Origin of the sequence: Hallerella succinigenes (genome assembly GCF_002797675.1) — a bacterium.
In the GTDB taxonomy this organism is placed as follows: Bacteria; Fibrobacterota; Fibrobacteria; order Fibrobacterales; family Fibrobacteraceae; genus Hallerella; species Hallerella succinigenes.
On sequence record NZ_PGEX01000001.1, the window covers coordinates 1,180,197 to 1,200,415 of the forward strand.

The following is a 20,219-nucleotide window of genomic DNA, read 5'->3' on the forward strand; positions in this document are numbered from 1 at the left end:
GAATATGATTCATATGCGTCCCTTTAATTCCTTTGAAAAGAAAAATATTGAATATTTAGTCAATCATAATATTCCGTTTACCCAAGTTCAAATAACTGCAACGGGCTTAAAAAAAGCCATCCTTGATGCGACTGCACCGATGAGGGCTTATTTTAAGGAAAATAATGTCCATGATTATGCAATTCAACAGAAAGGGCAAGAAAATAAAGTTTCTAAACCGACTTTTATTCATACAAGATCGAAAGTTATCAAAACCACCACTTCGTTGTATCGTCCAGAAACAAAAGATGGAGATCCAAGATTATGGATTTATGGGCTGAAGGAAGCAACAGAGGCTAATGATATTCATGCTATAATAGCATTTTCTCCAAATGAACTTCATGTAGTAAATTTGTCTAAAGAGGATATTCGTTGTTGCTGTGAAACAGATGTTGTTAACCCTTTGCGTGATTTAATATTGAGTATATCAGATGTTGCCGATACCATTTCTAGAGAATTGCTTGGCAAATTGATGAAATATCGGAATGAGTGGATTATTGCTCCGGCGGATATATTTTTTACATAGTCATGCTGCATAAGAGACATGCTTGTCGCCAAAATACTTGATTACTCGTTCAGGGCTGTTGCTCACCATTTTCATGTGGGATTCCGCATGGGAGCGTAGCTTTTCGCGAGTCCGAGCCGGTGCGTTGGAAGATATTTCGTGTTTCAGGTCGGCATTAAGACGTTCGTCAGGATTCAGCTCGGGACTGTAGCTGGGCAGGTAGAATACGCTTATCTTGTCCGTGTTCGCTTCAAGCCATTCCTTTACCGGCTTGCTGTGGTGAACCCTCAGGTTGTCCATCACGAGAAACACTTTCTTCCCTTTCCCGTCTGCATACACATCCTTCACCAGAGCCGTCATGAAGTCGATGAGCTTCGTCGCGTCGAACGCCCCGTCAATCATCATCCAGTGGCACTTCCCGCGATTGTTCACCGCCGATATCATGGAAAAGCGCTCCCTGCATCCGGGAGCCTTCACGACCGGGGTCTGCCCGCAGGGGGCGTAGCTGCGGCCACGGACATCCGTGTTCACGATGGCGGTCTCGTCCGCCCAGTGGATTTCCGCATTCTCGCATACCGCATCGGCCTTTATTTTCGGGTATTCCTCTTCGAGCCACTTCTTCACCGCTTCGGGGTTTTGCTCGTACGCGCGGACAATCGGTTTTTGCGGGGTGAAGTTCCATCTTTTGAGGTAGTCGCCGACCGTTCTCTTGGCCAGCTTCACTCCAAATTTGCTGCGGACAAGCTCCGCAACCGCTTCGCGGGTCCAGAGGGCGAACTTGAACTTGAGCTGTTCGGGACGCTTGTCCCGGATTAGTTTCTGTATCTCGGATTCTTGATTGGCGGAAAGGAGCCTTTTTTCCCTTTCCTTGCGGCCCCTTGTCTTCGGCTTGAGCGCATTCATCCCGCCTTTCTCGTAAAGCGATAGAACTGCATCCACCATGGGGCGGCTCACGCCGCAGGTCTCTGCGATCTTGCTTTTCTTGAATCCCGCCTTCTTCATTTTTACGATTGTCTTCCGTTTTTCGAGAAGGCTCTGGACATTCTTTCTTGCATCATCTTTTTCCATGATGCAAATATAGTAAACTTTGCTTGTTTTGTAAAGTATTTATCTGCCTAATCTATAATACAGACATAAATGCGGATACGGCGATTGGACGTCAAGTAGAATCATTGCTCGGAATTAGTATGAATAATTCGGATAACCCGGATTATAAAGGAATTGAATTAAAAAGTTTTCGTAGCAACCGCCCAAATATTAAGAAAAACCTTTTTTGTAAGGTTCCCGATTGGGATATTAGTTGTTTGAAAAGTGGTGCAGCAATAGTAGAGAAGTATGGCTATGTTTCTGGAGGAGTGAAATCCTATAGGAATACTCTTTATTGTAAATCTCCAAATTCCCAAAACTTGCGTCTCAATGTTAATTATTTAGATTCCTTGTTGGAAATAGAAGAAGATAAAATTCTAGAGAATAGTGAATTTAAGAAAATTGCGGATGTCGCTGTTTGGAGACTACAGTCTCTCCATAGTAAACTTTTGAAAAAACATCATGAAACTTTTTGGATTGAAGTTAATTCTCGCAGGGCAGATGATGAACGAGAACAGTTCATGTTCACAAAAATAGAGCATACAAGAAATCCAATAATTCCCCAGTTTGATACGTTGCTTGAACAAAGTTTGATCACTGTAGATTTGCTACTGGGACGTCCACGAGATAAAAAAGGTGGAGATTGCGTAAGTTTCAAAATAAAGAAATCTGCGGCAGGACTTCTTTTCCCAGAAAGCAAAATCTACGACTTTTCAACCTTGTAATAATTAAGATTTTCTGTTAGAATTTGAAATATGAATATGGCTCATTATTCTTTTTTAATCGTCTTCACAACATTTTTAGGAAACTTTCTTTAAATCCTATTTAATGTAGAGCATCAAAAACACACCAGCATTGAGCCCCAAAGCCTCGCCATTGAACTTGAGCAAACTTTTCAACACCACTCTGGGTCCAAAAAACACCGCCAATCTACAACACACCTATAGAACTGCGAAATCGCAAGCAGCCTCTGCATAAAATTATACTCTGAAATTAATGCAGTAACAGGCCGAAAAAGAAAACGGATCTTACCTCAAGAATAAGCCGGAAATTAATGTCATTGCGAGGAGCAATTTTACAACGAATTTGCTAGACTCTGATGCAAGTTGTTAAAAATTCTTCGCAAAAGCAGAGATAGCAAATATTCATGAATTTTCAAAAAAAATTCAAATTCAATGAAATACCGACAGCATTTCTTAAATAGAAGTTTTGAATTTTTCCAAAGCTTTAAATTTATCAACAATATCTTTGACGACAAGCCCCGCGATGGTGAAACCGTAAATTGCGGTGATGTGCGAAAGCGCCCCGTTGATCTGTGCCTTTCGCGGATCGCTTTCGTCTGTACCGCCCTGGTTTTGCAAAAGTTCTTCACTGAAAACGCACTTGAATTTTTTCGCCGGCAAAATATGCATAGAGCGGAACTTGGTCCGCAGCGCCCGCGCAAGCGGGCAGCCCTGCACCTTCCAAAATTCTGCGACTTGGATTTTTGTCGGGTCGAGTTTTAAGGCGGCGCCCATCGAAGAAAAGAACTTCGCCTTTGTCTTACAGGCAGTCAAAATCAGGTGCGCCTTATCCTTTAAAGAATCAATGGCGTCGATGATGTAATCGTATTCATCAAGCTTAAAGCTTTCCGCCGTTTCCGCAGAAAAGACTTCCCTATGCGCATCGATTTCTGCATGCGGATTGATTTCGAGAAGACGCTGTTTCAAGGCTTCTACTTTCACAGCGCCTACTGTCTTTGTCGTCGCCATCAACTGACGGTTCAGATTGGAAACGCAAACACAGTCACTATCCACAATCGTTATTTTTTGAATTCCTGACCGCACAAGGCTTTCGACGCACCACGAACCGACACCGCCCACGCCAAAAACAATGACACGTTTTTGAGTCACCTCCTGCAAAGCAGAGGCGCCCAGAAGACGCTCGACGCGAGCCAAAAATTCAAAATCCGTATTCATATTCCAAAAGTTAGCAAATCCGGCTAATTTCTTAAGAATCTGTCATTTAATGAATCTTCATTCAACTAATCAACCAATTTCGTAAATGAACAACAATTCATTTATATGTAATGAATTACTTGCAGATTCCCATCAATCTTGTAACAAAACGCTTATTTAACTAGTTTGCGCGGCACTATGAGAAATCCAATGCATATCACCAAACTTCTTCCGCTGTTTGCAACCGCTGCCTTTGCCGGCGGCATTATGCACAACACAAACCAGTCCACGGACTTCGTTCGAAACTTTGCCCAGGACGCCTCCATTTCTAACTCCGCCGTTTATTACAACCCGGCGGGAACAGCTTTCGCAGACGACGGACTTTTCGTTTCGGTCAACAGCCAAACCGTTTGGCAGACCCGAGAAATCGAAACCGACCTTCTTGGCGATTATGAAGGGGAATCTTTTGTTCCGGTGATGCCTAGCATTCTCTTGAACTGGCACCGCGGAAACTTTGCCGTGTCCGGCGGTTTCTTTTTAATCGGAGGCGGTGGAGAAGCCAAATTCTATGACGGTCTCCCGATGATCGACCAGCTCATTTCCGCGATGATTACAGCCCAGTCCAGCGCTAATCCGGCTCTTGCAAAGCTCGCCGCGGCTGCAGGGATTTCAAACCCGACCGATCTTTTTAGCGCAAAATTTACCGGCAAGCAATACGTTTACGCTTGGCAACTCGGTGCCAGTTACCGCTTCTTCGATATGTTCTCCGCATTCCTCGGCGCCCGTTTCAACTACGCCGACAATGCATACGAAGGAACCATGAAGTCCTCGATCGACAACGAAACGCTGAACGCCCTGTTCACCAAAACGCTTCTCGATTGCGAACAGACCGGTTGGGGCATTACTCCCATCGCAAGCCTCGGTTTCCACTACAAAAAACTTTCCGCAGGCATCAAGTACGAGCACAACACTTCCATTGAAATGGAAACCGACACCGAAGAAATCGATGCGACAGTCGCCGCCACAATGCCTCAATTTACAGACGGCGCAAAAACGGACAACGACCTTCCGGCCATCCTTTCTGTCGGCGTCAGCTACGCATGGTTCGACTGGCTCCGCACGGGCATCGGATACCATCATTACTTCGACACTTTCGCCAGCTATCCCAACGACAAGCAAGACGATTTGGACGGTGACGAAAATGAATTCGTCTTCGGCATCGAAGCCGACATCGTGGAACAGCTCACGGTTTCCCTCGGACTCCAACGGACACTCTACGGAATCACCGATGAATATATTAACGACCTGAGCTTCGTGACCGATTCCTGGTCGATCGGCGGAGGCCTCGCATTCCGTTTTACTCCAAAATTCCAAGTCCAAATCGGTTACATGGAAACGATCTACGAAGATTACAAGAAAAAGGAAGCCACTGGCATCACGAAAACGTATGATAGAACAAGTCACAACATCGCTGTCGGACTTGACTTCAAGATTTAACGTTTAGTAATCCGAAAATTGATCGGACAATGCGGCGAGTTCTTTTGCGAACTCGCCGATTTCATTTTCCGAAAAAACCGGAGTCGCCAAACTAAACGTCCGCAACAAGCTCTGCAACAGCTGGGATCTTAAAACGAATTTGCGGTTCACCGTACTTTCAGGAATTTCTTTCAACACCGCCTTATCGTCAAAGACGATATACGAAAAGCACGGAATCGAAGAAAAGTCCACGCCCTCGAACATACGCCGCAAAGCCTCTTCATTTCTTACACTGCGCGCCATCGGATTTTCAAAGTTCGATTCCCGGTTCACGTTTTCCTTCATTTTCGTCGCATGCCAGGATTTGGAATTGGCATCTCCGTAAATCCAGCCGGTTTTCTGCACATTTTCAAACAGGTAAAGTCCCGTCGGGTGAATGAGCACTGAGTCAATATGCGTCGTATCGTTCAGGCTGTTTCGCAGCAAGTAGACGTTATTCAGAATTTTAAAATAGGTTCCTTTTGAAGCCCGAAACAAAATCGAATCCGTCAAGAATTCCGCATTGCGATGCCGTTTTTCCGCATCATCCGGCATCGAACGCAAAAACTTTGCTTCCGCATCCAACTTTACCGCATAATTCCACTCATTTTCGGTAACCTTATTATGAACAAGCTTGATTTTCCGCACCAGGCGAGGCTTTAAGCAGAAAAGGCCCCGATGCCAGACTTCAAACGTATAAGTCCCATAGGCAAGGCCGATTAACGCGCCTTCATCGGCACGATCCAGCTGCACTTTACAGCTCAAAAGACGTCCTTGCTCATCTCGCAAGACGATCTCATCCCATCCCCACACAAGAAAGGCGAAGATAACTCCCAATACTGCCAAAAATACGATTACCATCACAAATAAATTAAGGTTTATTTTGACAACGAAATGTTATATATTACTTTCAGAATTAAAATCAGTTCAACAACGAACTTTTTAGAGAGGTTTTTATGAGTTTTGGGCTCGTTATTCTCGTCGCGATCGTCATTATCGTCATCGCCATCATCAGCATTTACAATTCGCTCGTCCGCTTGCGCAATAACCGCGAAAACGCCTTCGCCGACATCGATGTGCATTTAAAACAGCGCCACGACCTGATTCCGCAACTCGTCGAATGCGTCAAAGGCTACGTCAAGCACGAAAGCGAAACCTTAGAGGCGGTGACAAAAGCCCGTGCCGGTGCCATGACCGCAAACACGGTCGACGAGAAGATCGCCGCCGAAAGCAAGCTCACCTCCGCCTTGAACGGATTGAAGGTTTCCCTCGAAGCCTATCCGGATCTGAAGGCGAACCAGAACTTCATTCAGCTCCAAGAAGAAATCGCGGACATCGAAAACAAGCTCGCCGCAAGCCGTCGCTTCTTCAATTCCGCTACCAAGGAATACAACAACCAGGTTCAAACCTTCCCGGCAAACATCTTTGCTAGCGCCTTCGGCTTCCACAAGGAACCTATGTTCGACGTGGGTGAATCCCGCGCATCGCTTGAAGAAGCTCCAAAAGTCCAGTTCTAACCGAGCTTTATGGCGAAAGAATATGTTGGATTGCAAAAGCAGATCACGCGTAACAATCGCAGTTGCGTGATTATGCTTTTATCTTTTCCGGCCATCGTCCTCGGGTTAATTTATGCGGCATGCTACGTCTGGGCGTTCAGCGAACAGTTGAACAGTCTGGTCGCCATCCCATGGAAAGAACACGCTTTTGAATATTTTACCCAGGTAGGCCCAATCGCATTCCTGTGCATTCTCGCCTGGTTTCTCATCGCGTACTTCTACAACGTCTCGATCATCAGCTATTCTACAGGCGCCCGCAGCATTGAACGCAAAGAAAACAAGCGCGTATATAACCTGATTGAAAACCTCTGTGTCGCCACAGGCACGAGCATGCCCAAGGTTCAAATCATCGACGTTCCCACGATGAACGCCTACGCAAGCGGCATCAACGAAAGCACTTATACAATCGCTCTCACCCAGGGCATTATCGACAACCTCGACGACGAAGAACTCGAAAGCGTCATCGCACACGAACTTTCACACATTCGAAACAACGATGCCCGCGTCATGATCGTTTCAATTGTCTTTGTCGGCATCTTTTTGTTGCTCGCCCAGCTTTTTTATTACCTGATCCGTTCAGGCATTGCAAGCGCCGGAAGTTCTTCCCGTAAAAGGGGAAAGGGAGCAGGTTCCCTATTGCTTCTTTGTTTTGTTTTAATGATCCTTTGCTACTTCGCCTATCTGCTCTCGTTCTTCATCCGTTTTGCGGTCAGCCGGAAGCGGGAATATTTGGCGGACGCCGGCAGTGCCGAAATCACGCACAAGCCTTGGGCTCTCGCCAGAGCCCTGCGGAAAATTTCCGGAAATTCCGATATTCCGGGCATTAAAGACTCCGCCGTATCGCCACTTTTTATCGACTCTTCAGAAGATGCAAGTTTTTTCAACTTCTTTACCAGCACACATCCGCCCATTGAAAAGCGAATCGAATTTCTTGAACAACTCTAATTCTCAAATTTTCTAAATTTGGGGCAATGTTAGACGCCGCACAAAAAGTCATCGAAAAATACGAAGAACTCGAATCGGAACTCGCCTCTCCGGACGTGATTGCCGATCAAGCTAAATACACCAAGCTCCAGAAGCAGTACAAAGGTCTCGAAAAGAGCTGCCTCAAGGCGAAGGAATTCGTCCAGCTTTCGAGCGATCTGCAGGAATGGAAGCAGGTCCTTGCCGGAAACGACCCGGAACTTTCCGAAGCCGCCAAGGAAGAAATTCCGCCGATTGAAAAGCGAATCGAAGAGCTTGAAAACGAGCTTCAGATTTTGATGGTCCCGAAAGAACCTTGGGACTTCCGCAATGCGACTCTCGAAATTCGCGCAGGTACCGGCGGCGACGAATCCGCCCTGTTTGCAGGAGACCTCTTCCGCATGTACCGCGGTTACTGCGATCGGATGGGATGGAAGATGACCGTACAAGATGCTTCTGAAGGAACCGTCGGCGGATACAAGGAAATCCGAGTCTTTATCGAAGGGGACAGCGTCTACGGCACGCTCAAGTTTGAAAGCGGCGTGCACCGCGTGCAGCGCGTTCCGGATACCGAAACGCAGGGCCGCGTTCATACGTCCGCGGCAACCGTCGCCATTCTCCCGGAAGCAGAAGAAGTCGATGTGGAAATCCGCGAAGCCGACATCCACATGGACACGTACCGTTCTTCGGGCGCTGGCGGTCAGTACATCAACAAAACCGACTCCGCCGTTCGACTCACCCACATTCCGACAGGCGTCGTGGTGAGCTGCCAAACGGAACGTTCGCAGTTGCAGAACCGTTTGCACGCTATGGAAATGCTCCGTTCCAAAATCTTGGATGCGGTCATTGCCAAAAAAGAACAGGCCGAAGCCGCAAGCCGTAAGGCTCTCGTCGGTACCGGCGACCGTTCCGCTAAAATCCGCACGTACAATTTCCCTCAGAACCGTGTGACCGATCACCGTGTGAACCTCACCCTTTATAAGCTCGACAACGTGATGACGGGAGACATTCAGGAACTTGTCGACGCCCTGCAGATGGCTCACGCCCAGGAAGTTCTTGGAAAGCTCGCATGAACACCGTCCTTGAAATATTAAACAAGACGACAACGTTCTTTCAGCACAAGGGCGTGCCCAACCCGCGTCTCGATGCGCAGTACATCCTTGCGCACGGCTTAAAGATGAAGCGCATGGAGCTTTACCTGAACTTCGACAAACCGCTTTCCGAAAGCGAACTCGAAGTTCTGCGTCCACTCGTCGCCCGCCGTGCAAAGCGTGAACCGCTCCAGCACATTGTAGGCAGCACAAGCTTCCGCGGAAATGAAATTCACTGCGACCGCAGAGCGCTTATTCCGCGTCCCGAAACGGAATCGCTGATCGACTTCTTAAAGGAACGTTTGACCGGTAAAGACAGGTACCGCATTGCCGACATCGGCACAGGCACAGGCGCCATCGCCATTGCCGCCGCCAAGGAAATCAAAGGCGCAAGCGTTGTCGCTACCGACATTTCCAAAGACGCGCTGGAACTTGCCAAGGAAAATGCGACTGCAAACGTAGCCAACGTGGAATTTTTCCAAGGCGATCTTTTGAACGCTCTCCCGGAAGGCGAAAAGTTCGACGCAATCGTCAGCAACCCGCCGTACATTCCCGATGCCGAAAAAGAAAAGCTCCAGCCGGAAGTCCGCGACTACGATCCGTCGTTCGCACTGTTCGGCGGCCCAGACGGTTTAACTCTCGTCCGCAAGCTTTTGGAACAGTCCAAAGACCATTTGAATCCGGGCGGAATCATCCTGATGGAAATCGGCCCGGAAGCCGACGAAGACAAGATTCTCGAAAAGGAATCCGGGAACTATCCATGGCTCAAATGGGTCGGCGTTCTGCCGGACTTTTACGATAAGCTTCGCTTTGTGGAATACAAAGCCATTTAATTCCTTTTCTCAATTCTCGTAACCGAACGCGGCGAGGACGTATGTTTCGTTTTCACCGTGACGGTAATAGCTCAGAAGAGTTTCATCATCCTCTTCCGAAAGCTCGTAACCTTGCAGCGCAAGCTGGTCGGCAATGCGATGGCGAAACGATTCAAAGCCGCTAGGCGTATAACGGGAAAATGCGGCTACAAGGCGATTATTAAAACAAGTGTTCTTTTGTGCAGTTTTCATGTACACAATTATAGATTCCTTTTTTGACAATTTATGTCAAAAACTTACTCAAAATCGTACATGCTGTTATAAGAGTTTTCGAGTTCTTCGTTTTCTTCGACTTGAATGTCCGGACCTTTCTTTTTGTTTTCAGCCTCGGCGAGACCTTCGTAGTATTGCTTCGAAAGCTTTTCGACGTAAGCTGTATTCTGGTCCACACGTTTGCGCAAGCGGGCCAAGGATTCATCGGTAATCGAAGCGCGGGTCTGCAAGCGATTTTCTGCGTCGCGGCCCCACGGCGTATCACGATGTTCATTGCGAAGCTTCTTAAAGGCGAATGCTGCGCTGTCCTTTGTTTCCGGGGTCATTTCCCAGATAATCGCCTTCATGTACAAGGCTTGAATTCCAGCCTGCGTTTCCGGATAAGCCTGATAAACCGTATCGTAAGCGGTCAAGGCGCGGGCGTAAGCGGAGTCCACGGAATCCATTTGGTCAAGCGGGACTTCTTTTGCGGCCACAAGCAAGCTTTCTGCGATCAAGAACAGCTCGTGCGCGTCGTCTTCCGGAGTCTTCACAGTAACGCGAACGCCCAAGTTTATCTGCGCCTGTTTTGCGTAATCCGTCTTCGGATACTTGGCGATGATTTCCTTGTAAAGTTCTTCCGCTTTTTCTTCATCCTGTTTGAATTCATCGTAGATAAAAGCTCGGGCATAAGTGGCGCGCATGACGATCGCGGTATCTTCCGAGCCTTCAATAATGCGGTCCAAACGCACCAGGGAGCTATCCATTTCCGAGAGCTTAAAGAGGAAGAGCTCTGCAATCTGGAATTCCGTATCAAAGAACTTCTTTTTCGCATGCGCAGTCGTATCGGCAAGAGAATCCTGGGCGCGGAGGGCGAGCAAACGCTTTAACGCATCGCGACGTTCCCGAGCGTTTCTGCCCCAATTCGAAACAGGCTTTGCCATAAAGCTCGAATCGTAATAGGCCAAAGCCTGTTCGTAGTCGCGCTTTTCGGTCTGGTAAAATTCGCCGAGGTCAAAGAATCCACGGGAAGCGTATTCCGTTTTTTCATATTCATCGGTCACATAGTGCAAAAGTTTTTCTCCGTCCGTCCAGTTCGACGCCAAAAGCAAGAGTTCCGCGCGGCGCACCTGCATATCGGGCAAATGCTTTTCGAACTCTTTATTTTTGATCATCACCAGATATTCTTCGGCGGCTGGCGCATAGGCTTCGGTCAGCGCAAGGCATTCTGCGGCATGCAGGGCTGCGGAATACTGATCGTTCATCGGCAGTTCCACAATTTCTTTTGCCTTGTAATGTTCGCGCGCCTTCGAATAGTTTTCCGTTTTAAAGTAGAGCGAAGCGAGTCGCATGTGCGCACGCCCGCGCATATAAGGCGTTCCGTTCGTATCGGCGAGCATCTTTTCGAGAGCGGCAATCGCCTGTTCGGTAAAATCACCCTTTTCTTCTAGGAGCGAAAGCAAGTTCAATCCATCATGGTAGAACGGATGCGAATCGCCTGCGTCCAAAATCGACTGCAACGCAAAACGGCTAATGTCGTATTCGCCATTTTTATAAAGGCAGTAGGCACGTTCGTACTCCACCTTCGGCATGGAATCGTGATCGGGGAAGTAACGTTCGAATTCATCGTACTTGGTAACGGCCTTGCTCCATTCCCCCTTGTGACGGAAAGCTTCTCCAATGAGAAAAACCGCACGGGCTGTTTGCCGGTCGTTGTCCGGGAAACGTTCCAGCACACGGGAACCTTTTTCGATGACTTTGTCGTACTTCTTTGCTGCTTCACCGGTCGCCACAAAATCCGAATCGCCCGGAAGCGAATCCGCTTTTGCCTGTTCCAGTTCCACCGCTTCTTCGTAATTGCGGTCGGCATTAAAAATATGATTCAAATAAGCGCAGCACGTACAGCCTTCAAGCATCATCGCGATAGCGAAAGACATCAGGGCAAAAATAAAGGTTCGTGAGCGCAACATAATTACAAATTACAAATATCAATACATCAAAAGGTATTTCATGTAATCGCAAAGGCGCGTCCCTTCCGGGATTGCGTCGCGATTCAAGCGAATCATACGGACTTCTGCCGGTTTTCCTGCAAAACGGGCGAGCATTTCAAAGTTGTCGCGCGTTTCCCAAGTCGCTCCGGCAAGCACCTTGCCGTCACAGTCCGTTTCGCCCGTTTCCGAGCCGACGCCCGAAAGCCTCGAATTCAACTGCAGCAGGTTCGTGTAAATTTCCGGCGTATTCGTCGCCGTCTTGTTCATCACCACGTTCGAATCGGTGACGACTACATGTACACCGTAAAAACGTCCGTCCTTGTCGAAGAGGACTGTGTACCTGTGAAAATACGGAGCTTCATAAAAGGATTCCTGCCACGTGTTCTTGTCGAGCTTGCGAAAGTTCGCCGCAGAATACTTGCGGAAGAATTCCTTCTGCGTTGCACCATAGCGCACAAGGTAATGTCCCAGAGCCGATTCAAAAGAATGTTCCGTCGTCGGGAGCGTTCTCATGCTGTCGATAGCACGGCTCAAGTCATCGGCAAGAAGATTCTTTTTGGTTTCGCGGACCGGAGGCGCGGAGGAAGCTTCTTGAATGCGGCGGGAAATTTCCGGATACTCCGGATCTCGGGATTGAATTTCTAGGAACTGCGACTTGGCTCGGTCAAAATCACGACCCTTTAAATAAGAGCGTCCAAGCGCTTCACGGAGCGGCAAATTTTCCGGATACTGATTCACAAGCGGTTCGAGGATTTCGTATGCGACCTGCGCACGATCGCGCGGAGAAAGGCGCGCTCCGCCGCCCACTCCCGGAGGAGCCTTTTGGCCCAAGGAAAGGAGCGCTTCCGTAGCGAGCTTAAAGCCCGGACGGATGGCGAGAACGCGGCGGTAAGTTCCTTCTGCGTTTTCAAAGCGTCCCTTGTATTCTTGCAAGTAACCCTGCAAGCAAAGCAGTTCCGCGTTCACCGGGAATTTGGAAAGAGCGTATTCCACCACAAGTCCGCAACTGTCAAGACCCCCCTCATCGTGATAGATTTCAGCTAGGCGAGCGAACGCCTTCGGTTCGTTCCCGTGCGAAAGGCTGATTGCGGCACGGGCTTCAATCGCACTTTCCGCATAACGGCCCGCCTTGTACAGCAGGTCCGCGTAAAAAAGGCGCGCATCGGCAAAGACCGGCGCCTTTTCCGTCGCCACGCGGGCAAGTTCCAAAGCGGTCGAAGCGCTGCCCGCTTTTTCTGCGGCACGGGCATCCATCAAAAAGGCGACCGAGGACTCCGGATAGCGCCCGCGCAAAGCCTTTTGCATCCGATCGAGCTGGGACTGCCAAATCGGGAGCAGGGAATCCTGAGCGAGCAGAGAATTGACAACGCCCCACTGCGCAAGGAAAGCTTCGGGGTACTGCAAAGCGATTGCTTCGTATACTTCCGCCGCATCGTTAAACATTCCATTCTTCTGGAGTTCCGCGGCACGGCGCAGTTCCTGCTGCGTCGAAAGCGGCATCAATTCAAGACCTGCCAAAGTATCGGGCATGTCGCCCACGGCAAGCTGCGTTCCGCCGGGCAGCCCGAACGGAACATTCGGGACTTCCAGGTGGCGAGGACCGATTTTTAAATAGAGGTTATAAGCGAATAAAGCGATAAACGCTCCTCCGAGGAGCGTGAGAAAAAAGACGGCGGCTCGACGCGCCTTCGCTTTGGAAATGGCCATTAGTTTTCCAAGAAATCGCTCAGGCGTTCGCGCTTCTCTTTGTTCTTCTGCAACTTGCGGAGAGTCTTGTTCTTGATCTGACGCACACGTTCGCGGCTGAGCTTGAGGTCTTCACCTATATCCTTCAAAGTCGTATCTTCCACGGCATCGAGACCGTAGAACATGCGGAGAATTTCCTCTTCGCGGTGCGGCAGGGACTTGAGAGTTTCTTCGATCAGAGCCTTGCGCTCCTTCTTTTCCATCTCGTCTTCCTGGTTGCCTTCCGTTCCGAGGACATCCATGAGGGAACTCACGGAATCTCCCGATGCACCATCGTCGTTGATCGGAGCGTCGAGGGAAATGTCCACGATTTTTTCCATCACTTCCACGATGTCCTGTTCGGAATCTGCGAATTCCGGCATCGCCATGGTGCGTTCGTAGTCGCCGCCGTTCTGCACAAGAGCGCGCTTGAAGCGGTTCACCAAGGTGAGCTTGTTCGGCGGAATGCGGACTGCGCCGACCTGTTCAAAGAGGGCCTTCTGGATCGACTGGCGAATCCACCAGACCGCATAGCTGATAAACTTCACGTCTTTGGAGCTGTCAAAGCGCTTGGCGGCCTTGAAAAGACCCAAGTTACCTTCATTGATCAAATCCAAGAGAGAAAGGCCGCGGCCCTGATACTTACGGGCAACACTGACCACAAAGCGCAAGTTACCACGGATTAAATGCTGCAATGCAGACTGACGGATGTCTTCCGTTTCCCCATTCTTGATGATCGAGATAAGCGCAGTCTCTTCCTCCGGCTTCAGAGTCGGATATCGATTTAAGTCACGAAAATACAACGATTCATTAAAATCACTCATACAGAGACAACCTACGCCAAGTTTATTTTACTTTCCTTCCAAAATATGGCTTTTTATGCCTTATCCGTCAAACGCTTTAAGAGATCATAGGGGTATATGCCCGTGCGATGACCATCGCTCCAGAGGATGCCGACCGCATAGCGTCCAATCGACTGGATACTCTCGATCAAGATATCTTCCGGCACGGTTTTCGGGTCGAGCAGGTGCTCCCCCGTATTTTCATCTACACAAAGCGCACAAGGGCAAGCGAGACGAAGATCTCGCAGCTTAAAGACCGACCGCGTCCCATCGTCCCAGTCAAATCCGAGCTCATTGTTCTTTGTGCGAAAGACTTTCAAAGGCTGAATCATGAGGCTTCCTCCAAAGGAATTTCGTCAAAGCGGAAGTTGAAATTGTGCAAAACGTTGCCGGAATGTTCCAATTGGGCAATCGCACAGATTGTTTTTTCGGCGATATCGGCAAATGCCCTACCGCTTTCGCTGTTCGGATAACGGAGGACCGCCGGCATTCCAAGGTCCCCGCAGTCGGCAACGGATGGTTCAAGCGGAACCTTGCCAAGCATCGGTACTCCGAGAGCCTTGGAAATACGTTCACCGCCGCCCGAACGGAAAATACTGTGACGCTTACCGCAGCCATCGCAAATGAAGTAGCTCATGTTTTCAATGATACCGACCGACGGCACTCCGACACTGTCAAACATCGCAAGGCCCTTGCGGCAGTCCGCAAGCGCCACTTCCTGCGGAGTCGTCACTACGACCGCACAAGTGAGCGGACACTGCTGGGTCAGCGTTAGCTGAATATCGCCTGTTCCCGGAGGAAAGTCGATTAGCAAGTAATCGAGCTCGCCCCAGCGCACGCGGTGCACAAAATTCTGGATCATCTGGCTCGCCATCGGACCGCGCCAGATTGTCGCCTTGTCCGACTCCGCAAACATCGCCATCGAAACAAGAGAAATACCGCCCTTGACTTCAACCGGGGCAAGCGTCTTATCGGGGAAAACTTCTGGAGCGGAGTCCACACCGAACATGATGTTCATCGACGGGCCATAAATATCTGCATCCAGAACGCCCACACGGGCGCCCGCAAGGCTCAAAGCCATGGCGAGGTTCGCTGTGACTGTCGATTTACCGACGCCACCCTTACCGCTCGCCACGCCGACGATACGCTTCACGCCCTTCAAAAGTTCATTGTCAAAATTCGGAGCCGGCGAGCTTTCCACACTCCCATTCTTTGCCTTCAAATTCACCACCGCTGAGCGGGCTCCCAAGTGCATCAAAATGCTTTCGCACTGATTTTTAAAACGGTCACGGATTGGGCACGCTGGAGTGGTCAGCACCAAATCCAACGAAACGTCACCTTCGGGAGAAATTTGAATGTTCTTCACAAAGCCCAGTTCCACGATATTTTTATGCAAATCGGGATCTTGAACACTCGACAAAGCTCGAAGTATTTGTTCTTCAGTTATCACAGGCACCTCTTGTAATCTTTAAAGATACTAAATTTTTTACATGATTCCTTCGATTCTTTGCGTTGGCGTCGGCAGTTTCTTCGGCGGAATCTGCCGCTTTTTATGCAGCCGTTTTTTGAATGCCTACGCGCCGGGATTTTTTCCGTTCGGCACCTTTGCCGTCAACATTTTGGGTTCCTTTTTGATCGGACTTTTTTACGGTCTTTCGGACCCCATTTTGAGTCCGAATGCGCGTCTGCTGTTGACCGTCGGATTCTGCGGCGGATTTACCACCTTTTCCACGTTTGCAAATGAAGGCCTGAACTTTATCAAGTCGGGATGCATTTTGCAATTTGCCCTGTACGCAGCGCTGAGTGTTTTTATCGGCATCATCGCGGTGTACGTTGGCAATATGGTGACACGTCTTTTTTAAAGAGCGTTTTCCATAGAGAATTTAGGCATGCGCAGAATATGCGTCATGCAAGGTGGCCATTCTTCTTCGTAATGCGTTACGAAAATGATGGTCGTTTCTTTGGAAAGGAACTGCAAAAGGTCAAAAAGCTTTTCGCGGAATCCCACGTCCATGCCCTGAGTCGGTTCGTCAAGAATCAAAACCTTGGGCGGGCGAATCGCGGCGCGGGCAATCAGAATCAAGCGTCGTTCCGTTGCAGAAAGGTCCTGGAACGGTCGAAAAACATCGGCAAAGCCAAATTCCTTAAGCCAGCTAATCGCCTTTGCTCTTTCTTCCCAAGAAGGAGGCACGAAAAGTCCGAGACCCGTCGTAAAGCCCGTGCAAAGGACTTCTTCCAAGTTCAACTTTTCACGGTACTGCGTCGCAAGTTCCGGAGAGAAGAATCCGATTTGGGCCTTGTGTTCCCAAACGTTCAAGCCATGGCCCGGCTTCTTTCCAAAAAGCGTTATGTCATTTGAATAAATCTGCGGATGGTCTGCGGAAAGGAGTGCAAGCAGCGTACTTTTTCCAGCACCGTTCGGGCCCATGACCACCCAGTGTTCACCCTTTTTCACTTGCCACGTCAGATTGTTAATAATCTTTGTGGAACCGTAATGCACATTCACCTGTTGCAAGTCGAAGAGAGTTTCTCCGACATTTTCCTGGGCATGCAAAACCTGGGTTTCGTAATGCGTGAGGAAAGGCTTTTTTTCTTCGGGCGGGAGCGCTTCGGGAAGTTTCCCTTCGAATTCACGGAATTCCCCGTTCTCATAAACAAAAGCGGGAATCAGGGGCAGAAGCTCTTCTTTACGTTGCAGGCTCACAGCGAGCTGGACCTCTTTTTCGGCCATTTTCAAAATACCACGGGCAAGATGGTTCCGATATTCCGGATCGAGACCGCCGTACGGATCGTCCAAAAGAATATAGTCCGGAGATTCCATCCAAAGGCGAGCGAGCAAAATGCGGCGCAGTTCCCCGTTCGAAAGGCTCAAAAGCTTGACTTTAAGCACCGATTCCGGCAGATTCGCCATGGCGAGCGCCTCGTCGAGCTTTCCCGGATTCGTCGGCGGGAACGGATTATCTTCGACGTAATGCTCCGTGTGCAAAAAGAATTTCGGTTTCAAAAGCAAATCGCGCACGCGCGGGGCATCTTCATCTCGCAAGCTAATAAAACGTTTCTGCCAAAACGGAGCCAAAGCGCGCTGAATCCGTCGCTGGAGTTCAGTGGAAGACAAAGCGACATTCGGATGATTTTCTGCAAACTCTCGAAGCAAACGGGATTTTCCACTGCCCACCGGGCCGATCATCTGAATTCTTGAATATTTCTCAAAGAGCGATTCCAACGTTTTATACGACATGGCTCTAAGATAGCTTTTTTGTATCTTTTAAGCGTTATGAAACGCTTTTTCTTTTTAGTTCTGTTAGGTGCTGTTTCCATTCATGCTCAGGCAACCGATCCCTGGGCAATGTTTGACGAAATGCAACAAAGAATGGCCGCGATGATGGGCGGTCAGCAATCCAGTCCAGGCCAAATGCAGACAAGAGGTCCTTGGGATGTACAAGTCAATAAAAATCCCGTGGAGACCGGCGAAGAATTTTCGTTCCAATTCATCGTCCTTCAAAATCAGATCGAATCCGTCCAAGCGCCACCCCAATTTTCTGTCCAAAATGGATTTGTCCTCAAATCCATAGACTCCTCTGTTGTCAAAGTCGGAACCCGCAGAGGTACGGCTTCCGCAACTCAATACGAATTTAAGCTTATCGCTCCCAAAAAAGCAGGGCGCAAAGCAGCCGGCGTCCTTTCGTGGAAAATCAATAACGCAGAATACGATATTTTCCATTTGACAATGAATGTCCGCAAATCCTACGATGATCCAGCCGTCGATGTTTCGCTCACTCCAAACAAAAAGACTGTCTATGAAGGCGAACAGCTTTCCGTCACCTTAAATATTCATACCTATGAACATTTCCAAGGCGAACTGATGGCAACCAACATGGATCTCGGCAGTGACTTCATCGCCCATCGCGCAGACCTTTCCAATGTTAAGTTGATGCCATTAGAAGACAATCCAAGAGAAGCTTCTAGCAGCGATAAATTCGCCTGGATTTCTCCTCTTAAAACGGGTCAAGTTTCAATTCCTCCCTTCCAGTTCAAATACAAAAAAATCGGCAAACCAAAAGTCGTAGAAAAAAAATCCAATAAAATAGGCGTTTCCGTCAGTTTCTCCAGCATCCAGCAGGAACCGGAAGAAGCCGAAGCCAAAACCGCCCCGCTGAAGATTACGGTTCTTCCGCTACCGGCGCAGAACAAGCCCAAAGACTTCACCGGCATGGTCGGCAATTACAATTTCAAAGCTTCTTTCGACAAGGATTCTTTGACCCTCGGCGACGCGCTCACGCTCTCCATTCAAATTTCAGGCGACGGCAAACCGGGAACGATTACCGACCCGAAGCTCCCCGACTTCTCGGACTTCCGCTCTGTTCCCCCGGAAAACGACATCAAAAAGAAAGTCACCGGCGGAAAAGTCATCACCACCAAGAACATTCGCATTTTCCTTTACCCGAAAAAGAAGGGGGAATTCGAAATTCCTGCGATTTCTTACAACTGGTTCAACCCCGCTAAAAAGAAGTACGAAACCAAAACCGAAGGCCCGTGGAAAATTGTCGTCGAAAAGGGCGAAGGTTCTGCGGCCCCATACATCCCGAGCACGCCGACATACACGCCAGCCGCCAAGGAAGAAATCGAAGACCTGGGCCGCGACATTCGCTACATGCACTCCGTCCACGAAGTTCCCCCGCAAGAAGCTCCGCTGTACAAGTCGCCGCTCTTCTGGATTCTTCTGTTGATTCCAATTCCGTTGTATGCAATCTTCTGCGCCTTCATCCGTTCGCACCGAAAAAATTCAAGCAACACGGCTCTTGTACGCAAGGCAAAGGCGAAGAAGAATTTAAAGCAGTACACGTCCGCAGCGAAAACAGCATTGCAAAAGGATGACGGCAAAGCCTTCTACGCCGCCCTTGAAAATGGTCTTGTCGGTTACCTTTCGGATCTTTCGAACCGTGAATTCCGCGGTATGACCAAAGACCTGGTGAAGCTGAATTTGACCGAGCTCGGCGTGAGCGAAGAAAACATTCAAAAGGTTATGAAGTGGCAAGAAGATTGCGCCTTCGCAAGATTCGCCCCGGTCACCGCATCCGCAGAAGAACGTTCCAAGGCGCTCCTCGAATTTGAAACTCTCTGCGACGCACTGGAGGTTTTAAAATGAAAAAGCTACTTTTGATTTTTTCCCTTTTGACGTCTTCCCTTTTTGCCGAAAGTTGCAAAACGCTCTTTACAGGCGCCGCCGCATACAAGGCAGGCGACTTTACCTCGGCGGCGGAAGCTTGGCAGAACTGCGTCGACAACGGCTATCAGAACGGTGACCTCTATTATAATTTAGGCAATGCTTATTTCCGCGAAAATCGCCTGGGGCTCGCCATTTTGAACTATGAAAAGGCGCTTCGTTTTGATCCGACGAATGACGATTACGAATACAATCTCAAATTCGCCCGCAGCATGACGAAGGATAAAGTCGAAGAATCCGAAGACATGGAAAATCCGATTCTGAACTTCGCCTTTGAAGCGCACCACGTCCTTTCCGAAAAGCAACAGTTCATCGGCATCCTGATTCTCGTCTGGGTCATCTTCTTCCTTTGCATTGTACGTGTGCTTTCTGCAAATCCAAAGGTCAAGACAGCCCTCGCCGCAAGCATCTTCCCCATCGCCTTGATTCTTGGCATTTTAGCCTGCAGCGTCGGCTACAAGGTTTACAAAGAAAATACATATTCCTTGGGAGTCGTGATTGCGGAAACCGCCGACATCACCAGCGGCCCGAGCGATAAGGATCAAACCTTGAACATGCTTTCCGAAGGCACCGAAATCGAAGTGCTAAGCGTGAAAGACGGATGGGTCCACGTTCGACTCGGCGAAAAAATAAACGGATTCGCCAAGATTAGCGAAGTCGGCATTGTGAAGTAAAACCGTT

20 protein-coding genes are annotated in these 20,219 nt (G+C 48.9%); 10 read left to right on the forward strand and 10 right to left on the reverse strand.

What is annotated here, in order from left to right:
* The first annotated feature begins 4 nt into the window (after nucleotides 1-4).
* Complete coding sequence (locus BGX16_RS05255; protein ID WP_100425105.1) at nucleotides 5-565, forward strand: hypothetical protein; 561 nt, start codon at nucleotides 5-7, stop codon at nucleotides 563-565.
* Here the strand turns inward: BGX16_RS05255 and BGX16_RS05260 are convergent, their stop codons facing one another.
* Nucleotides 566-1,612 carry an IS630 family transposase gene (locus tag BGX16_RS05260; RefSeq protein ID WP_073306514.1) on the reverse strand — a complete coding sequence of 349 codons (1,047 nt, stop codon included), beginning with the start codon at nucleotides 1,610-1,612 and terminating at the stop codon, nucleotides 566-568.
* Nucleotides 1,613-1,635: 23 nt separating this feature from the next.
* Between BGX16_RS05260 and BGX16_RS05265 the strand changes: the two genes are divergently transcribed.
* Nucleotides 1,636-2,355 (forward strand): MvaI/BcnI family restriction endonuclease, encoded by a 720-nt coding sequence (locus tag BGX16_RS05265; protein ID WP_100425106.1) that lies wholly within the window; start codon nucleotides 1,636-1,638, stop codon nucleotides 2,353-2,355.
* A gap of 471 nt (nucleotides 2,356-2,826) precedes the next feature.
* Here BGX16_RS05265 and BGX16_RS05270 read toward each other — a convergent pair whose 3' ends face one another.
* Nucleotides 2,827-3,588 carry a tRNA threonylcarbamoyladenosine dehydratase gene (locus BGX16_RS05270; RefSeq protein WP_100425107.1) on the reverse strand — a complete coding sequence of 254 codons (762 nt, stop codon included), beginning with the start codon at nucleotides 3,586-3,588 and terminating at the stop codon, nucleotides 2,827-2,829.
* 177 nt (nucleotides 3,589-3,765) lie between these two features.
* Here BGX16_RS05270 and BGX16_RS05275 point away from each other — a divergent pair, with 177 nt between their 5' ends.
* Nucleotides 3,766-5,064 carry an OmpP1/FadL family transporter gene (locus tag BGX16_RS05275; RefSeq protein ID WP_100425108.1) on the forward strand — a complete coding sequence of 433 codons (1,299 nt, stop codon included), beginning with the start codon at nucleotides 3,766-3,768 and terminating at the stop codon, nucleotides 5,062-5,064.
* A 3-nt stretch (nucleotides 5,065-5,067) separates the two neighbouring features.
* Here the strand turns inward: BGX16_RS05275 and BGX16_RS05280 are convergent, their stop codons facing one another.
* Nucleotides 5,068-5,835, reverse strand: coding sequence for a nuclease-related domain-containing protein (locus tag BGX16_RS05280; RefSeq protein WP_157797884.1), 768 nt, complete (start codon nucleotides 5,833-5,835; stop codon nucleotides 5,068-5,070).
* Between the two features lie 203 nt (nucleotides 5,836-6,038).
* On the opposite strand from BGX16_RS05280, the gene BGX16_RS05285 reads away from it, so the two are divergent.
* The 4 genes from BGX16_RS05285 to prmC are packed head-to-tail and all read left to right on the forward strand — an operon-like array spanning nucleotide 6,039 to nucleotide 9,525.
* Nucleotides 6,039-6,599, forward strand: coding sequence for a LemA family protein (locus BGX16_RS05285; RefSeq protein WP_100425110.1), 561 nt, complete (start codon nucleotides 6,039-6,041; stop codon nucleotides 6,597-6,599).
* Nucleotides 6,600-6,608: 9 nt separating this feature from the next.
* Nucleotides 6,609-7,583 carry a M48 family metallopeptidase gene (locus tag BGX16_RS05290; protein ID WP_100425111.1) on the forward strand — a complete coding sequence of 325 codons (975 nt, stop codon included), beginning with the start codon at nucleotides 6,609-6,611 and terminating at the stop codon, nucleotides 7,581-7,583.
* A 26-nt stretch (nucleotides 7,584-7,609) separates the two neighbouring features.
* Nucleotides 7,610-8,674 carry a peptide chain release factor 1 gene (gene prfA, locus BGX16_RS05295; protein WP_100425112.1) on the forward strand — a complete coding sequence of 355 codons (1,065 nt, stop codon included), beginning with the start codon at nucleotides 7,610-7,612 and terminating at the stop codon, nucleotides 8,672-8,674.
* Nucleotides 8,671-9,525 carry a peptide chain release factor N(5)-glutamine methyltransferase gene (prmC, locus tag BGX16_RS05300; protein ID WP_100425113.1) on the forward strand — a complete coding sequence of 285 codons (855 nt, stop codon included), beginning with the start codon at nucleotides 8,671-8,673 and terminating at the stop codon, nucleotides 9,523-9,525. The genes prfA and prmC overlap by 4 nt, the downstream gene beginning before the upstream one ends.
* A 9-nt stretch (nucleotides 9,526-9,534) precedes the next feature.
* Here the strand turns inward: prmC and BGX16_RS05305 are convergent, their stop codons facing one another.
* Genes BGX16_RS05305 through BGX16_RS05330 form a run of 6 tightly spaced genes read right to left on the reverse strand, consistent with a single transcriptional unit; the run spans nucleotide 9,535 to nucleotide 15,764 of the window.
* A complete protein-coding gene (locus tag BGX16_RS05305) occupies nucleotides 9,535-9,756 on the reverse strand; it encodes a hypothetical protein (RefSeq protein WP_100425114.1) in 222 nt (73 codons plus the stop codon).
* A gap of 44 nt (nucleotides 9,757-9,800) precedes the next feature.
* Nucleotides 9,801-11,693: a tetratricopeptide repeat protein gene (locus BGX16_RS05310; protein ID WP_241899463.1), complete on the reverse strand. Its 1,893-nt coding sequence runs from the start codon at nucleotides 11,691-11,693 to the stop codon at nucleotides 9,801-9,803.
* A 51-nt stretch (nucleotides 11,694-11,744) separates the two neighbouring features.
* Nucleotides 11,745-13,454 (reverse strand): tetratricopeptide repeat protein, encoded by a 1,710-nt coding sequence (locus tag BGX16_RS05315; RefSeq protein ID WP_100425116.1) that lies wholly within the window; start codon nucleotides 13,452-13,454, stop codon nucleotides 11,745-11,747.
* Nucleotides 13,454-14,296, reverse strand: coding sequence for a sigma-70 family RNA polymerase sigma factor (locus BGX16_RS05320; protein WP_100425117.1), 843 nt, complete (start codon nucleotides 14,294-14,296; stop codon nucleotides 13,454-13,456). The genes BGX16_RS05315 and BGX16_RS05320 overlap by 1 nt, the downstream gene beginning before the upstream one ends.
* A gap of 53 nt (nucleotides 14,297-14,349) precedes the next feature.
* Nucleotides 14,350-14,646: a DUF971 domain-containing protein gene (locus tag BGX16_RS05325; protein WP_100425118.1), complete on the reverse strand. Its 297-nt coding sequence runs from the start codon at nucleotides 14,644-14,646 to the stop codon at nucleotides 14,350-14,352.
* The gene (locus tag BGX16_RS05330; protein ID WP_100425119.1) at nucleotides 14,643-15,764 is read right to left on the reverse strand and encodes an Mrp/NBP35 family ATP-binding protein; all 1,122 of its coding nucleotides are present in this window, start codon (nucleotides 15,762-15,764) and stop codon (nucleotides 14,643-14,645) included. The genes BGX16_RS05325 and BGX16_RS05330 overlap by 4 nt, the downstream gene beginning before the upstream one ends.
* A gap of 40 nt (nucleotides 15,765-15,804) precedes the next feature.
* Here BGX16_RS05330 and crcB point away from each other — a divergent pair, with 40 nt between their 5' ends.
* Nucleotides 15,805-16,176 (forward strand): fluoride efflux transporter CrcB, encoded by a 372-nt coding sequence (gene crcB / locus BGX16_RS05335; protein WP_100425120.1) that lies wholly within the window; start codon nucleotides 15,805-15,807, stop codon nucleotides 16,174-16,176.
* On the opposite strand, the gene BGX16_RS05340 is transcribed toward crcB, so the two are convergent.
* Nucleotides 16,173-17,552: an ATP-binding cassette domain-containing protein gene (locus BGX16_RS05340; RefSeq protein WP_100425121.1), complete on the reverse strand. Its 1,380-nt coding sequence runs from the start codon at nucleotides 17,550-17,552 to the stop codon at nucleotides 16,173-16,175. The two genes, crcB and BGX16_RS05340, sit on opposite strands and share 4 nt — an antisense overlap.
* Nucleotides 17,553-17,588: 36 nt before the next feature.
* On the opposite strand from BGX16_RS05340, the gene BGX16_RS05345 reads away from it, so the two are divergent.
* On the forward strand, nucleotides 17,589-19,460 hold the full coding sequence (locus BGX16_RS05345) for a BatD family protein (RefSeq protein WP_241899464.1): 1,872 nt from the start codon (nucleotides 17,589-17,591) through the stop codon (nucleotides 19,458-19,460).
* Nucleotides 19,457-20,212 (forward strand): tetratricopeptide repeat protein, encoded by a 756-nt coding sequence (locus BGX16_RS05350; RefSeq protein WP_100425122.1) that lies wholly within the window; start codon nucleotides 19,457-19,459, stop codon nucleotides 20,210-20,212. The genes BGX16_RS05345 and BGX16_RS05350 overlap by 4 nt, the downstream gene beginning before the upstream one ends.
* Nucleotides 20,213-20,219 lie beyond the last annotated feature (7 nt).

What these genes read in the sequence shown, in the direction of transcription:
- BGX16_RS05350 (WP_100425122.1), top strand. Translation starts at nt 19,457, where the DNA reads ATGAAAAAGCTACTTTTGATTTTTTCCCTTTTGACGTCTTCCCTTTTT.
- BGX16_RS05340 (WP_100425121.1), bottom strand. Translation starts at nt 17,552, where the DNA reads ATGTCGTATAAAACGTTGGAATCGCTCTTTGAGAAATATTCAAGAATT.
- BGX16_RS05255 (WP_100425105.1), top strand. Translation starts at nt 5, where the DNA reads ATGATTCATATGCGTCCCTTTAATTCCTTTGAAAAGAAAAATATTGAA.
- prmC (WP_100425113.1), top strand. Translation starts at nt 8,671, where the DNA reads ATGAACACCGTCCTTGAAATATTAAACAAGACGACAACGTTCTTTCAG.
- BGX16_RS05325 (WP_100425118.1), bottom strand. Translation starts at nt 14,646, where the DNA reads ATGATTCAGCCTTTGAAAGTCTTTCGCACAAAGAACAATGAGCTCGGA.
- BGX16_RS05260 (WP_073306514.1), bottom strand. Translation starts at nt 1,612, where the DNA reads ATGGAAAAAGATGATGCAAGAAAGAATGTCCAGAGCCTTCTCGAAAAA.
- BGX16_RS05310 (WP_241899463.1), bottom strand. Translation starts at nt 11,693, where the DNA reads ATGTCTTTCGCTATCGCGATGATGCTTGAAGGCTGTACGTGCTGCGCT.
- crcB (WP_100425120.1), top strand. Translation starts at nt 15,805, where the DNA reads ATGATTCCTTCGATTCTTTGCGTTGGCGTCGGCAGTTTCTTCGGCGGA.
- BGX16_RS05290 (WP_100425111.1), top strand. Translation starts at nt 6,609, where the DNA reads ATGGCGAAAGAATATGTTGGATTGCAAAAGCAGATCACGCGTAACAAT.
- prfA (WP_100425112.1), top strand. Translation starts at nt 7,610, where the DNA reads ATGTTAGACGCCGCACAAAAAGTCATCGAAAAATACGAAGAACTCGAA.
- BGX16_RS05305 (WP_100425114.1), bottom strand. Translation starts at nt 9,756, where the DNA reads ATGAAAACTGCACAAAAGAACACTTGTTTTAATAATCGCCTTGTAGCC.
- BGX16_RS05315 (WP_100425116.1), bottom strand. Translation starts at nt 13,454, where the DNA reads ATGGCCATTTCCAAAGCGAAGGCGCGTCGAGCCGCCGTCTTTTTTCTC.
- BGX16_RS05320 (WP_100425117.1), bottom strand. Translation starts at nt 14,296, where the DNA reads ATGAGTGATTTTAATGAATCGTTGTATTTTCGTGACTTAAATCGATAT.
- BGX16_RS05285 (WP_100425110.1), top strand. Translation starts at nt 6,039, where the DNA reads ATGAGTTTTGGGCTCGTTATTCTCGTCGCGATCGTCATTATCGTCATC.
- BGX16_RS05270 (WP_100425107.1), bottom strand. Translation starts at nt 3,588, where the DNA reads ATGAATACGGATTTTGAATTTTTGGCTCGCGTCGAGCGTCTTCTGGGC.
- BGX16_RS05275 (WP_100425108.1), top strand. Translation starts at nt 3,766, where the DNA reads ATGAGAAATCCAATGCATATCACCAAACTTCTTCCGCTGTTTGCAACC.
- BGX16_RS05345 (WP_241899464.1), top strand. Translation starts at nt 17,589, where the DNA reads ATGAAACGCTTTTTCTTTTTAGTTCTGTTAGGTGCTGTTTCCATTCAT.